This window comes from Streptomyces klenkii, assembly GCF_003626645.1.
Taxonomy (GTDB): domain Bacteria; phylum Actinomycetota; class Actinomycetes; order Streptomycetales; family Streptomycetaceae; genus Streptomyces; species Streptomyces klenkii.
Genome location: NZ_RBAM01000019.1, coordinates 34,139 through 47,668 on the forward strand (window position 1 = coordinate 34,139; position 13,530 = coordinate 47,668).

The following is a 13,530-nucleotide window of genomic DNA, read 5'->3' on the forward strand; positions in this document are numbered from 1 at the left end:
GGTCCCCGGCCAGCGGATTCGGTCAGCGGCTGATGAAGCCCTCCTTCACCAGCCACTCCTCCGCGACCTCGCGCGGGTCCTTCCCCGCCACGTCCACCTCGGCGTTGAGCTCCCGGGCCACGTCGTTGCCGAGCCGCGCCGTGATGGGGTCCAGCACGTCCCTGATCGCCGGATACCGGCGCAGGGTCGCGCTGTTGATCTCCGGCGCGGCGTTGTAGTTGGGGAAGAAGTGCTGGTCGTCGCGCATGACGACGAGGTGCATGGCCGCGATGCGGCCGTCGGTGGTGAACACCTCGCCGAAGGTGCAGGAGCGGCCGCCGGAGACCTGGGTGTAGATGATGCCGCCGTCCATCTTCTGCACCCGCGAGGCGGGCACGTTCATGTCGTACGCCTTCGCCATGCCCTGCAAGCCGTCGTCGCGCGCCGCGAACTCGGTCTCCACGCACAGGGTCACGGCGCCCGGGTCGTTCCTCGACAGGGCGGCCACGTCCGAGAGCGTGCGGGTGCCGTACTTGCGGGCGGCGGCGCGGCTCATGGCCAGGGCGTAGGTGTTGTCGAGCGCGGCGGGCGCGAGCCAGGTGAGGCCGTTGCGGGCGTCGGCGTCGCGGACGGCCCGCCACTGCCGCTGCGGGTCGGGGATCGGCCGGTCGTGGCCGAGGTAGGTGATCCAGGCGGTGCCCGTGTACTCGTACATGCCGTCCGCGCCGCCGGAGCGGACCGCCTCGCGCGCCCCGACCGAGCCCTGGATGTTGGTGCGGTCCAGCACGCTCGCGCCGGCGGCCTTGAAGGCGAGGCCCATGATCTGGCCGAGCACGATGTTCTCGCTGAAGCTCTTGGAGGTGACGGTCAGGGAGGCGCCCTTGAGCGGCAGGCCCTGCCCGACCGAGCCGGGCCGCACGCTGTCCGCCAGCGGGGAGCCGCTGGTCAGGCCGCAGCCGGCGGCCGGGGGCAGGAGGAGCGCGAGGACGAGGGCGAGGGCCGCCGCAGGCGCCCTCCGCCCGCCGGGGCGCCCGCGGCGGCTCAGGACGCCCCCAGCCCGCGCGGCCGCAGCAGCAGCTCGGCCAGGGACGCCAGCCAGTCCACGAGCAGGGCGAGCGCCACGGTCAGGACCGACCCCAGCACGAGCACCGGCATCCGCTGGTTGGTGATGCCCGACGCGATGAGGTCGCCGAGCCCGCCGCCCCCGCCGAAGTAGGCGAGCGTCGCCGTGCCCACGTTCAGGACGAGGGCCGTCCGCACGCCCGCGAGGATCAGCGGTACGGCCAGGGGCAGTTCGACCCGGCGCAGCACCCCCACGGCCGACATGCCGATGCCGCGCGCGGCCTCCACCAGCGTCGGGTCGATGGCGCGCAGCCCCGCGATCGTGTTGGCCAGCACGGGCAGCACCGCGTAGACGACCATGCCGACGAGCGCGGCCCGCATGCCGATGCCCAGCCAGATCACCAGCAGCGCCAGCAGGCCGATCGCGGGCGTGGCCTGGCCGACGTTCGCGACGGCGATGACGGCGGGCGCGGCGGGGCGCACCCGGCGGCGGGTGAGCAGGATGCCCAGCGGGATGGCGATGACCAGGACGAAGAAGGTGGAGACGACGGTGAGGACGACGTGCTGGCGCAGGCGCAGCCAGACGTTGCCGTCGGCGATGGAGTTGCGGGCGATGGAGTCGAGGTCGGCGCCGCGGAACCACAGCCAGGTCGCCAGCAGCAGGGCCAGCAGGAAGGCGGGCAGGACGGTGAGCTTCTGCCAGGTGACGCGCCGCCGGGGGCGCGGGGCGGGCACGGGGGCGGCACCGTCTTCGGCCTCCTCGGCTTCCGGCGGGCCCAGTTGCTCCGGGGACGGGGACGGGGGCCTCACGCCAGCTCCTCCGGCGCGTCCGTCGTGCCCTCCTGCTCCTCCAGCACTTGCTGGGCGCGCTGCTCCTCCAGCAGGTGCTGGTGCTCGACGGCGTCCAGCCGGTCCTCCTCCAGCAGTTCGTGCACGGAGTTCATCAGCGTCTCCATGTCGACGACGCCCTCGTAGCGGCCGCGCCGCCCGGTGACCGGCACCCGCCCCGCGTTGTCGATGAGGACGGCCTCCAGGGCGTCGCGCAGCGTCGCGTCGCGGGTGACGGTGTCGTGCACGAGGGTGCCGGCGCGTACGAGGGAGCCCTTGGCCCGCATCAGGTCGCCGCGCCGCAGCCACTTGTACGGGCGGTGGTGGCGGTCCAGCAGCAGCACCTCGTTGGTGGTGCCCGCGCGCAGCCGCTCGAAGATCGTCTGGAGGGGGTCGTCGATGGTGGCGGTGGGGAAGTCGACGACGCCCACGTCCCGCACGCGCGTGAGGTTGAGCCGTTTGAGGGCCGCGCCCGCGCCCACGAAGCCGGAGACGAAGTCGTCGGCGGGGTTGGTGAGGATGGCCTCCGGCGTGTCGAACTGGGCGATGTGCGAGCGCTCGCGGAGCACCGCGATCCGGTCGCCGAGCTTGATCGCCTCGTCGAAGTCGTGGGTGACGAAGACGATCGTCTTGTGCAGCTCGTGCTGGAGGCGGATCAGCTCGTCCTGGAGGTGGTCGCGGGTGATCGGGTCGACCGCGCCGAACGGCTCGTCCATCAGCAGCACCGGCGGGTCGGCGGCCAGGGCGCGGGCCACGCCGACGCGCTGCTGCTGCCCGCCGGAGAGCTGGCGCGGATAGCGGCCCTGGAACTCCCCGGGGTCGAGCCCCACCAGGTCCAGCATCTCCTCCACCCGCTCGGCGATCCGCCGCTTGGACCAGCCGGTCATGCGCGGGACGAGCGCGATGTTCTGCGCGACGGTCATGTGGGGGAAGAGCCCGGAGGCCTGGATCGCGTAGCCGATCTTGCGGCGGAGCCGGACCGGGTCGATGCCGGTGACGTCCTCGCCGTCGATGCGGATCCGGCCCGACGTCGGCTCGATCAGCCGGTTGATCATCTTCATGGTGGTGGTCTTGCCGCAGCCGGACGGGCCGACGAAGACCACCAGCTCCCCGGCCTTGATGTCCATGTTCACGCAGTCCACGGCGGGGGCGGGGTTGCCGGGGTAGCGCTTGGTGAGGTTCTCCAGCTGGATGGTGGCGCCCGAGGTCTGGATGGTGGCGCCCGAGGTCCGAACGGTGGCGCCCGAGGTCTCCGCCCGGCCCTCCGGTGGGCGCGGCGCGGCCTCAGCCACGGATCCCGCTCGGGATCGTCAGCCGCCCGAGCAGCACGTACGCCGCGTCGAAGAGCAGGGCGAGCACGATGATCCCGAGCGTCCCGGCGAGCACCTGGTTGAGGGCGTTGGCGCTGCCCAGCGACGAGACGCCGCGGAAGATCTCGTTGCCGAGGCCCGGCCCGGAGGCGTACGCGGCGACCGCCGCGATGCCCATCAGCATCTGGGTGGACACCCGGATCCCGGTGAGGATCGGCGGCCAGGCCAGCGGCAGCTCGACGCGCAGGAGCCGCGCCGCCCGGGACATCCCGATGCCCTTCGCGGCGTCCACGAGCGAGGGGTCCACGCCCCGCAGCCCCACGACCGCGTTGCGGACGATCGGCAGCAGCCCGTAGAGCACGAGCGCCGTGACCGTCGGCGCCACGCCCAGGCCGGTGAGCGGGATCAGCAGGCCGAGCAGGGCCAGCGAGGGGACGGTCAGCAGGGTCGCCGTCGTGGTCACCGCCAGGTTCCCGGCCCACTCGCGGCGGTACGTGAGCACGCCGATCACCACGCCGATGAGCGTGGCGACGACCATGCACTGGAAGACGGCGCTGGCGTGCTGGTAGCTGTCCGCCAGCAGCTGGGCGCGGCGGCCGGCGACGTACTCCCAGAAGCTCACCCGCTCGCCTCCCTCTCGCGCGACAGGGGGCCCGGGGGCCTGGAGGGGAACTCAAGGCCGGGGGCCCTCAGGGCCGGTACGGGGTCTGCGCCGACGCCTGCTGCACCAGCGGGATGATCCGCAGCGGCACGGCGTTCTCCATGACGATCGCCGTGGAGGCCCGCACGATGCCATCAAAACCCACAACGCGGTCGATCACACGCTGGAGGTCGGCGTTCGAGCGCGCGACCAGACGGCACAGCATGTCGCCGCGGCCGGTCGTCGTGTGCAGCTCCAGCACCTCGGGCACGGTCGCGAGGTGCGCCCGGACGTCGCCGCCCTGCCCCTGCTTGATCTCCAGCGTCGCGAAGGCCGTCACCGGATAGCCCAGCGCCGCCGGGTCCACGTCCGGGCCGAAGCCGCGGATGACGCCCTGCGCCTGGAGCCGGTCCAGCCGCGCCTGCACGGTCCCGCGCGCCACGCCCAGCCGGCGCGAGGCCTCCAGGACGCCGATCCGCGGCTCCTCGGCCAGCAGCTCGATCAGCCGCCCGTCCAAACGATCGATCGCCACGCGGTCCTCCCTATGGTCAGCATGTACAGAACGTCCGGTGCTACCGGCCATCTGCTGTGCAGTCTGCCCAGTGAATACGCAAACTATTGCGCACCTTGTGGATCGGCGGGACGCTGCGGCCATGACTCAGACCACGGATCACACCCCGCACACCGCACGGCAGGCAGACCCCTTCCCGGTCAAGGGGATGGACGCGGTCGTCTTCGCCGTCGGCAACGCCAAGCAGGCCGCCCACTACTACTCGACCGCCTTCGGCATGAAGCTCGTCGCCTACCGCGGCCCGGAGAACGGCAACCGCGAGAGCGCCTCCTACGTCCTGGAGTCCGGCGGCGCCCGCTTCGTGCTCACCACGGTCATCAAGGCCACCACCGACCACGGCCGCTTCCTCGCCGAGCACGTCGCCGAGCACGGCGACGGCGTCGTCGACCTCGCCATCGAGGTGCCGGACGCGCGCGCCGCCTACGCCTACGCCGTCGAGCACGGCGCGACCGGCCTGGAGGCCCCGTACGAGCTGACGGACGAGCACGGCACCGTCGTCCTCGCCGCCATCGCCACGTACGGCAAGACCCGCCACACCCTCGTCGACCGGTCCGCGTACACCGGCCCGTACCTGCCCGGCTACGTCGCCGCCAAGCCGCTCGTCGAGCCCGGTGAGCGCCGCTTCCAGGCCATCGACCACTGCGTGGGCAACGTCGAACTCGGCAAGATGAACGAGTGGGTGGCCTTCTACAACAACGTCATGCACTTCACGAACATGAAGGAGTTCGTGGGCGACGACATCGCCACCGAGTACTCCGCCCTCATGTCGAAGGTCGTCGCCGACGGCACCCGCAAGGTGAAGTTCCCGCTCAACGAGCCGGCCATCGCCAAGAAGAAGTCGCAGATCGACGAGTACCTGGAGTTCTACAACGGCCCCGGCGTCCAGCACATCGCCCTCGCCACCAACGACATCGTCGCGACCGTGCGCGCCATGCGGGCGGCGGGCGTGCAGTTCCTCGACACCCCCGACTCGTACTACGACACGCTGGGCGAGTGGGTCGGCGAGACCCGCGTCCCCGTCGACACCCTGCGCGAGCTGAAGATCCTCGCCGACCGCGACGAGGACGGCTACCTGCTCCAGATCTTCACCAAGCCGGTGCAGGACCGGCCCACCGTCTTCTTTGAAATGATCGAGCGGCACGGGTCGATGGGCTTCGGCAAGGGCAACTTCAAGGCGCTCTTCGAGGCCATCGAGCGGGAGCAGGAGAAGCGCGGCAACCTCTAAAAAATCTAAGCCGTCTGGGGGCACCTCCCAGCGGTAGCTGGGGGAGTTTGAGGACCGGGGTCCGGGGCGGAGCCCCGGTTCGGGAAGGGGCGGGGCGGGGAGAGAGATCGTATGGCCGATCTGATCGAGCACCTGCGCGAAGGACTCCCCGCTGAAGCGATCCTCACCGACTCGGACGTCACCCGGAGCTACGCCAACGACATGGCCGGCTTCTGCGCCGCAGGGCAACCCGCCGTCGTCACGCTGCCGCGCACCGTGGAGCAGGTGCAGCACGTCATGCGCACCGCCACCGCCCTGCGGGTCCCCGTCGTCCCGCAGGGCGCCCGCACCGGCCTGTCCGGCGCGGCCAACGCCGCCGACGGCTGCATCGTGCTCTCCCTCGTCAAGATGGACCGCATCCTGGAGATCGACCCCGCCGACCGCGTCGCCGTCGTCGAACCGGGCGTCGTCAACGCCGTCCTCTCCCGCGCCGTCGCCGAACAGGGCCTCTACTACCCGCCCGATCCCTCCAGCTGGGAACAGTGCACCATCGGCGGCAACATCGGCACCGCCTCCGGCGGCCTGTGCTGCGTGAAGTACGGCGTCACCGCCGAGTACGTCCTCGGCCTCGACGTCGTCCTCGCCGACGGCCGGCTGCTGAAGACGGGCCGCCGCACCGCCAAGGGCGTCGCGGGCTACGACCTCACCCGCCTCTTCGTGGGCTCCGAGGGCAGCCTCGGCGTCGTCGTCCGGGCCGTCCTCGCGCTGCGGCCCGCCCCGCCCCGGCAGCTCGCGCTCGCCGCCGAGTTCCCCTCGGTCGCCGCGGCCGGCGAGGCCGTCGGGCGGATCATGGCCCGCGGCAACGCCCCGTCGCTGCTGGAGCTCATGGACGGCACGACGATCCGCGCCGTCAACGCCATGGCGAAGATGGGCCTCCCCGAAAGCACCGAGGCCCTCCTGCTCGCCGCCTTCGACACCCCCGACCCGGCCGCGGACCTCGCCGCCGTCGCCGAGCTGTGCACGGCCGCCGGCGCCGACCAGGTCGTCCCCGCCGAGGACGCAGCCGAGTCCGAGATGCTCCTCCAGGCCCGCCGGCTCTCCCTGACCGCCCTGGAGACCCTCCGGCCCGCCACCATGATCGACGACGTGTGCGTGCCCCGCTCCCGCCTCGCCGCCATGCTGGAGGGCACCGCGGAGATCGCCCGCAAGTACGCGCTCACCATCGGCGTCTGCGCCCACGCCGGCGACGGCAACACCCACCCCGTCGTCTGCTTCGACCCCGCCGACGCCGACGAGTCGCGCCGCGCCCGCGAGTCCTTCGACGCGATCATGGCCCTCGGCCTGGAGCTGGGCGGCACGATCACCGGCGAACACGGCGTCGGCGTCCTGAAGAAGGAGTGGCTGGCGAGGGAGCTGGGCCCCGTGGGCCTGGAGATCCAGCGAGGCATCAAAAAGACCCTCGACCCCCTGAACCTCCTCAATCCGGGCAAAGTGCTGGACGTGTAAGGCACTTGACGCGCCGGTACGGGGCGCCGGCGCGTCACGCCCCCAGGATCTCCCGCAGCGCCGCGTCCAGCTCCAGCCGCTCCCGCTCCGACCCCGGCGCCACCACCAGCAGCGTCCGCTCCAGCCATGCCGCCACCGCCGGCGCCGGGGCCTCCAGCAGCGCGGCGCCGTCCGGCGACGACAGCGCCATGCACACCACGCTGCGCCCGTCCGTCCGCGTCGGCCACACCCGCACGTCCCCGCTGCCGCACGGCCGGAACACCCCCTCCACCAGCAGCTCCCGCGCGAACGTCCAGTACACCGGGGCCTCCGAGGTGACGTGGAAGGCGATGTGCACCGCGTACGGGTCGGCCGTCCGGTAGCTCAGCCGCGACGGCACGGGGATGCTGCGCTCGGGCGACAGCACCAGGTCGATCTCCAGCTCTCTTTCCACCACGGTGGTGTGCATGAAGTGCGCCCTCTCTCGCTCTGCTTCCCTCGGTCCGTGGCCCCTCGCGAACGGGCCCGCACCGACAGAGAGCGCAATGACCCCCACACCATTACGCGACTTCGCCGAACCGGTGCGCCGGTCGCACGTGTGAGTGGTCCCGCCCGCGGGACGGCCGCAGAGTGGAGAGCCGTCTGGTAGACCTGTGTGCAGCGCGCCCGGTTGCCTTTTGTGCATAGAGGTCATGAGGCAGGGGAGCAGCGCGCCCCACGTCGCTCGAGTGCGGCAGACTGCTTGTCGTCGCCCGCCCCACCGAGCACCGACACCGCAGTACGGCCGAGCAGATACGGGACATCGGAGACCATGAGCGCCCCTTCCTCAGGATCCGCCGACAACAGCCCCGTGGAAGGGTTTTATCCGGACCCTTCCATTCCTGGCTATATCCGTTACTGGAGCGGCACCTCCTGGGTGCCCGGCACGAGCCGGCCGGCGCCCGCCGAGGGCGAGCCGATGCCCGCGCCGCCCGCCGGCCTCGCCAAGCCCGCGGCGCCCGCGCTCGCCTCGCCCGTGCCGCCGACGCCGCGCCGCTCCGGGCCCGACCGGCAGCCGCCCGCGCAGCGCCCCGACGAGACGGGGCCCATGTTCCTCGACGAGGAGCCCGCCCCGCGCGAGGCCCGCTCGGAGCCGGCGCCCGCCTGGCGGGCGGAGCCCGCGCGGCAGGAGGGCTTCGGCGGCGAGCAGGACCGGCGCGTCTCCTGGGGCGAGAGCTCCGGCGCCGCGCTGCCCGGGCCCCGCGACCCGCGCGTCGCCTCTCCCGCGGCCGGCGACCCGGCCCGCTCCGAGCCGCGCCGCTCCGAGCCGCGCCGCCCCGAGCCCCGCCGCTCCGAGCCGCAGCGCGCCGAGGAGCCCGCGCCCGCCGGCCGGGCGGAGGGCGGCGTCCCCGCCGTCCGCCCCGGCGGCACGATGCAGCTGCGCACCTCCGGCAAGCCCGTACCGCCGGCCACCTCCCAAGGCCGGCCGGACGCCCGCCCGGAGGAGGCTCAGGCCATGCCGCCCGAGCGCCGGGCCCTGCCCGCCACGGCCCCGGCGGCCGCGCTGCCCGCCCCCGCGCGGTCCGCGTCCGCCGCCCTGCCCGAGGCCCGCCCGCAGGAGCAGCCCCGCCCCCGCACCGCGGAGCAGCCCCGGCCCGGGGCCGGCGGCTGGGCCCAGCAGGTGCAGCAGCTCGCCCAGCAGCAGCCCGCGCCCTCCTCCGAGGTGGCCGCGCCGTGGAAGCCCCCGAAGGACGACCCCTTCCTGCGGGCCGCGCAGGAGCAGGGCCGCCCCGCGTCGCTGGGCCGCCGGCTCGCCGCCCGCCTCATCGACTCCGTCGTGCTGGGCGCCGTCGTCGGCGCCGTGGCCGTGCCGCTGTGGGCCAAGGCCGTCACCCACATCGACGACAAGGTCGCGCAGGCCAAGCAGTCCGGCGAGACCGTCACGGTCTGGCTGCTCGACGGCACCACCGGCACGTATCTGGCCGTCGTGCTGGGCGTCCTGCTCGTCGCCGGCGTGATCCTGGAGGCGCTGCCCACCGCCAAGTGGGGCCGCACCCTGGGCAAGCGCCTGTGCGGCACGCGCGTCCTGGACATCGAGTCGCACGACAGCCCGGGCTTCGGGGCGGCGCTGCGCCGCTGGCTGGTGTACGGGGGGCTCGGCGCGCTGGGGATCGGCGTGATCGGCGTCCTGTGGTGCGTGTTCGACCGGCCGTGGCGGCAGTGCTGGCACGACAAGGCGGGCCGCACGTTCGTGGCGGCGGGCAAGCGCTGACCCGAACGGCACAACGCCGGATGCGGCGCGCGGAACCCTGCGTTCTACTCGGGCCATGAGCACCGAGCCGCCGCCCGAGAACGACCCGTTCCAGAAACGGCCGACGGAGCCGCCGCCGGAGCCACCGCCCTACGGCGGCGGCCCGTACGGCGGCGCTCCGCCCGGTCCGGGCGGCGGCCCCGGCAACCCTTACGGAGACCAGTTCGGCGCCGCCGACCCGCTCGCGGGCATGCCCCCGCTCGCGAACCGGTTCAAGCGGCTCGTCGCCCGCATCATCGACGGGCTGCTCGTGTCGATCCCGGTCACCGCGGTCTTCAAGGCCGCGATGTGGGACTGGGACCCGGCGAACTGGAACGACGGCCGGTCCACGAGCCTCGGCATCATCATCGCCGTCGTCTACTTCCTCTACGAGGGGCTGATGCTCACCAAGCGGGGGCAGACGGTCGGCAAGATGGCGATGAGCATCCGGGTGGCGATGCTGGAGAACGGCGCGATCCCCGAGGGAAGCCCGGGCTGGACGCGCGCCGCGGTGTACAACCTGCCGCAGGTGGTGCCCTGCTGCGGCTTCCTCTTCTGGCTGGTCAACGTGCTCTGGTGTACGTGGGACATGCCGTACCACCAGTGCATTCACGACAAGGCGGCCAAAACGGTGGTGGTCTCAACCGTGCACTGAAGTCTCACTCAGTCTCGGCTCGGCGGGAAGGGGAGCGCGCTCCCGGGGCACCCGGGGCCTGCGGGAGCCGGCGCGCGGCACGGGGAAGGCGACGGCGACGAACAGGCCGAGCGCGAGCGCGGCGACGGCGATGACCGCGATCCCGAACCCCGAACTCGTCTGCGAGAGCAGCAGCATGGCGAGGGTCGAGAAGACGACGGTGGCCGATCCGTAGGTTATCTGTGCGGGGGTCGGACGCGGCATGGCGGGATCCGTCCTCGGAGCAAAGGTGTGGGGTGCGGAGCCGGCTGGTGCATGGGGCGTGCCTGGGGGCGTGCGTAATGCGCGTGCGTAGTGCGTGCGTACAGCAATGGTGTACACCAAAACGACTCTACGGTCCTGTCTGCCCGAGGGGAACTGCCGGTAAGCGTGACCTAACACACGGTGCCGGAGCACAGGGGGCGCACGGGGTCATCCGCCGGTCCAAGAGGTGAGACGCGCGCGCCCGTTGCTGTCCGAAATCCGCAACATAAAGGCCGGATAACGTACTTGCTGTTTCGCTCGTAGTCAAGGTCTGTCTTTTCCGGCTTCACTCCGGTCAAATACCTCCACAGTTGTCACTGGGGAGGACATTCACAAGTGAAGAGCAGCCAACGGAGGCACGCCAGATCCGCCGCCGTGGCCACGGCCGTCGCGCTCGCCGCGACGGCCCTTGTCACGGGGACCACGGCCGGGATCGCGCAGGCGGCCACCACTGCCGGCACGCCGTCGAGCATCGAGCGCCACGACCCGGAGCAGGCCGGGAAGGGCGTCGAGCACGACCTCAAGGGCCCGTACGCGAAGAAGCAGGAGGCGCAGCGCAAGGCCGCCCTCGACAAGGTCATATCCGGCGACGCCCGCGTGGAGCAGCGCGGCGCGTCGAAGGTCGTCCAGCTCGGCAAGGGGAAGTACGTCGAGCTCGGCCGGGAGAAGACCGACCGGATCTTCACGATCCTCGTGGACTTCGGCGACAAGGTCGACGACACCACGATGTACGACCCGGACGGGCCGGACGGGCCCAAGCCGCCGGTGAAGAAGTACGGCGGGCAGGCGGGCCCGGCGCACAACCAGATCAAGCAGCCGGACCGCAAGAACGACAACAGCACGGCCTGGCAGAAGGATTACAACCGGGACCACTTCCAGGACCTGTACTTCTCGCACGACAAGGACAAGGAGTCCCTGGCGAAGTACTACGAGAAGCAGTCCTCGGGCCGCTACTCGGTCGACGGCACGGTCACCGACTGGGTCAGGGTCCCCTGGAACGAGGCCCGTTACGGCTCCAACTACTGCGGCTCCACCAACTGCCCCTCCGCCTGGGACCTGGTGCGCGACGGCGTCAACCAGTGGGTGAAGGACCAGAAGGCGGCCGGCCGCAGCGACGCCGACATCAAGGCGCAGCTGGCCACCTACGACCAGTGGGACCGCAACGACTACAACGGCAACGGCAACTTCAACGAGCCCGACGGCTACATCGACCACTTCCAGATCGTGCACGCCGGCGAGGACGAGTCCGCCGGCGGCGGCGCGCAGAAGACCGACGCCATCTGGGCCCACCGCTGGTACGCCTACGGTTCGGACGCCGGCAAGACCGGCCCCGGCAACAACAAGGCCGGCGGCACGCAGATCGGTGACACCGGCATCTGGGTCGGCGACTACACGATGCAGCCCGAGAACGGCGGCCTCGGCGTCTTCGCCCACGAGTACGGCCATGACCTGGGCCTGCCCGACGAGTACGACACCACCGGCACCGGTGAGTCCTCCGTCGCCTACTGGTCGCTGATGTCCTCCGGCTCCTGGCTGGGCCGCGGCAAGGACACCATCGGCGACCTGCCCGGCGACATGAGCGCCTGGGACAAGCTCCAGCTCGGCTGGCTCAACTACGACAAGGCGAAGGCGGCGACGAAGTCGACGCACAAGCTGGGCGTGGCCGAGTACAACACCAAGGACAAGCAGGCGGTCGTCGTCGACCTGCCCGCCAAGGCGGTCAAGACCGACGTCGTCAAGCCCGCCGAGGGCAGCAAGCAGTGGTGGGGCGGTCAGGCCGACGACCTGAAGAACACCCTCTCCCGCCCGGTCGACCTCACCGGCAAGTCCAAGGCGAGCCTGGACTTCTCGGGCTGGTGGGACATCGAGGCCAACTACGACTACGCCTACGTCGAGGTCTCGACCGACGGCGGTAAGAACTGGACCCCGGTCGACGGCACGGCCGACGGCAAGTCCATCCCGCGCGACGGCGGCGACAAGCCCGCGCTGACCGGCCAGTCCGGCGCGTACAAGAAGCTCGCGTACCCGCTCGACGCGTACGCCGGCAAGAAGATCGACCTGCGCTTCCGCTACTCCACGGACGGCGGCACCACCGGTAAGGGCTTCACCGCCGACGCCATCAGCCTCACCGCCGACGGCGCCACCCTCTTCACCGACGGGGCCGAGGGCGACGACAACGGCTGGACGGCGAAGGGCTTCTCGCGCATCGGCGAGTCCTTCACCAAGGAGTACGCGCAGTACTACATCGCCGAGAACCGCCAGTACGTCTCGTACGACACGACCCTCAAGACCGGCCCGTACAACTTCGGCTGGAAGAAGAACCGTCCGGGCTGGGTCGAGCACTACCCGTACCAGAACGGCCTGCTGATCTGGAAGTGGGACACCTCGCAGGCCGACAACAACGTCGGCGTGCACCCCGGTACCGGCCGCATCCTGCCGATCGACGCGCACCCGCAGATCGAGAAGTGGGCCGACGGCACGGTCATGCGCAACCGCTTCCAGGCGTACGACTCGCCGTTCAGCTGGTTCCCGAGCGACGGCTACACCGTCCACCAGGACGGCGTCGCGGCCCGTGTGAAGGCGAAGCTCGGCGCGCCGGTCTTCGACGACCGCAAGGGCACGTACTGGAGCAAGGACAACCCGACCGGCGGTGTGCAGGTTACTGACACCAACACCCGGATCAAGATCCTGTGGCAGGCGCCGAGCGGCTCCACGATGACCGTCCAGGTGAGCCCGTCGGGCAAGTAAACCCCGCACGATCTGCGTCTTAGCAGGTCAGAGCCGTATCGGCCGTCGCCCTCTAGCGGGCGGCGGCCGATCGCGTTTAGATGACTGGCGTGACCCTGTTATTGACACCCCGGCCCGGGGAGAGGTGACGCGGGCATGGCAGGCGGTGGTTTCTGCAAGCTGCCGGGCGGCAGCGTGGTGGTGGCCCTGTACCTTCCCGGGCCGCCCGGCGGGGGCGCGTCGCCCGGGGCCCGGGTGCGGGTGCTGGTGCACGCCGCGAACCGGGCGCGCGCGCTCACGCGCCTGCGGAACCTGGGCCTGCGGGCCGTCTATCTGCGCGGCAATACGGAACCCCCGACGCCGGACGAGATAACGGCGGTCCTCCACCACCCGGACGGCCTGGTCTGGCGAGCGACCCCGGACGACGACACGGAGTCGTGGCACGGCATAAGGACCCTGCTCCGCAGGGCGCCGGCGGCGTAGGCGTTTGCCTGCGGTGCCGGGCCGGGCCCGGCCGT

At 71.8% G+C, this 13,530-nt stretch carries 13 protein-coding genes; 6 read left to right on the forward strand and 7 right to left on the reverse strand.

The features are described 5' to 3' along the window. Positions 1–22 precede the first annotated feature (22 nt). The 5 genes from D7231_RS30410 to D7231_RS30430 form a co-directional block, all read right to left on the reverse strand. Positions 23–1,024 (reverse strand): glycine betaine ABC transporter substrate-binding protein, encoded by a 1,002-nt coding sequence (locus D7231_RS30410; protein ID WP_120758876.1) that lies wholly within the window; start codon positions 1,022–1,024, stop codon positions 23–25. Further along, complete coding sequence (locus D7231_RS30415; RefSeq protein WP_120758832.1) at positions 1,021–1,851, reverse strand: ABC transporter permease; 831 nt, start codon at positions 1,849–1,851, stop codon at positions 1,021–1,023. Before D7231_RS30415 ends, D7231_RS30410 begins: the two co-directional genes overlap by 4 nt. Next, on the reverse strand, positions 1,848–3,161 hold the full coding sequence (locus D7231_RS30420; protein ID WP_194960119.1) for a betaine/proline/choline family ABC transporter ATP-binding protein: 1,314 nt from the start codon (positions 3,159–3,161) through the stop codon (positions 1,848–1,850). Before D7231_RS30420 ends, D7231_RS30415 begins: the two co-directional genes overlap by 4 nt. Then, positions 3,154–3,801, reverse strand: coding sequence for an ABC transporter permease (locus D7231_RS30425; protein WP_120758833.1), 648 nt, complete (start codon positions 3,799–3,801; stop codon positions 3,154–3,156). Before D7231_RS30425 ends, D7231_RS30420 begins: the two co-directional genes overlap by 8 nt. A gap of 67 nt (positions 3,802–3,868) precedes the next feature. Then, complete coding sequence (locus D7231_RS30430; protein WP_120758834.1) at positions 3,869–4,351, reverse strand: Lrp/AsnC family transcriptional regulator; 483 nt, start codon at positions 4,349–4,351, stop codon at positions 3,869–3,871. Positions 4,352–4,472: 121 nt separating this feature from the next. Between D7231_RS30430 and hppD the strand changes: the two genes are divergently transcribed. Both hppD and D7231_RS30440 read left to right on the forward strand, forming a co-directional pair. Beyond that, on the forward strand, positions 4,473–5,615 hold the full coding sequence (gene hppD, locus D7231_RS30435; protein ID WP_120758835.1) for a 4-hydroxyphenylpyruvate dioxygenase: 1,143 nt from the start codon (positions 4,473–4,475) through the stop codon (positions 5,613–5,615). 111 nt (positions 5,616–5,726) lie between these two features. Beyond that, on the forward strand, positions 5,727–7,100 hold the full coding sequence (locus D7231_RS30440; protein WP_120758836.1) for an FAD-binding oxidoreductase: 1,374 nt from the start codon (positions 5,727–5,729) through the stop codon (positions 7,098–7,100). 34 nt (positions 7,101–7,134) lie between these two features. On the opposite strand, the gene D7231_RS30445 is transcribed toward D7231_RS30440, so the two are convergent. Continuing rightward, on the reverse strand, positions 7,135–7,548 hold the full coding sequence (locus D7231_RS30445; protein ID WP_120758837.1) for an SsgA family sporulation/cell division regulator: 414 nt from the start codon (positions 7,546–7,548) through the stop codon (positions 7,135–7,137). A gap of 342 nt (positions 7,549–7,890) precedes the next feature. Here D7231_RS30445 and D7231_RS30450 point away from each other — a divergent pair, with 342 nt between their 5' ends. Further along, a complete protein-coding gene (locus D7231_RS30450) occupies positions 7,891–9,330 on the forward strand; it encodes an RDD family protein (RefSeq protein WP_120758838.1) in 1,440 nt (479 codons plus the stop codon). Between the two features lie 55 nt (positions 9,331–9,385). Beyond that, positions 9,386–10,003 carry an RDD family protein gene (locus D7231_RS30455; protein ID WP_120758839.1) on the forward strand — a complete coding sequence of 206 codons (618 nt, stop codon included), beginning with the start codon at positions 9,386–9,388 and terminating at the stop codon, positions 10,001–10,003. Here the strand turns inward: D7231_RS30455 and D7231_RS30460 are convergent. Beyond that, on the reverse strand, positions 9,989–10,246 hold the full coding sequence (locus D7231_RS30460; RefSeq protein WP_120758840.1) for a hypothetical protein: 258 nt from the start codon (positions 10,244–10,246) through the stop codon (positions 9,989–9,991). The genes D7231_RS30455 and D7231_RS30460 overlap by 15 nt on opposite strands. 375 nt (positions 10,247–10,621) lie before the next feature. On the opposite strand from D7231_RS30460, the gene D7231_RS30465 reads away from it, so the two are divergent. After that, positions 10,622–13,033: an immune inhibitor A domain-containing protein gene (locus D7231_RS30465; protein WP_120758841.1), complete on the forward strand. Its 2,412-nt coding sequence runs from the start codon at positions 10,622–10,624 to the stop codon at positions 13,031–13,033. Positions 13,034–13,168: 135 nt separating this feature from the next. Further along, positions 13,169–13,495, forward strand: coding sequence for a hypothetical protein (locus D7231_RS30470; RefSeq protein ID WP_120758842.1), 327 nt, complete (start codon positions 13,169–13,171; stop codon positions 13,493–13,495). The last annotated feature ends 35 nt before the right edge of the window (positions 13,496–13,530 follow it).

Excerpts from the sequence above, each read along its gene's own strand:
- D7231_RS30470 (WP_120758842.1), top strand. The coding sequence starts at position 13,169 with ATGGCAGGCGGTGGTTTCTGCAAGCTGCCGGGCGGCAGCGTGGTGGTG.
- D7231_RS30455 (WP_120758839.1), top strand. The coding sequence starts at position 9,386 with ATGAGCACCGAGCCGCCGCCCGAGAACGACCCGTTCCAGAAACGGCCG.
- D7231_RS30450 (WP_120758838.1), top strand. The coding sequence starts at position 7,891 with ATGAGCGCCCCTTCCTCAGGATCCGCCGACAACAGCCCCGTGGAAGGG.
- hppD (WP_120758835.1), top strand. The coding sequence starts at position 4,473 with ATGACTCAGACCACGGATCACACCCCGCACACCGCACGGCAGGCAGAC.
- D7231_RS30460 (WP_120758840.1), bottom strand. The coding sequence starts at position 10,246 with ATGCCGCGTCCGACCCCCGCACAGATAACCTACGGATCGGCCACCGTC.
- D7231_RS30440 (WP_120758836.1), top strand. The coding sequence starts at position 5,727 with ATGGCCGATCTGATCGAGCACCTGCGCGAAGGACTCCCCGCTGAAGCG.
- D7231_RS30445 (WP_120758837.1), bottom strand. The coding sequence starts at position 7,548 with ATGCACACCACCGTGGTGGAAAGAGAGCTGGAGATCGACCTGGTGCTG.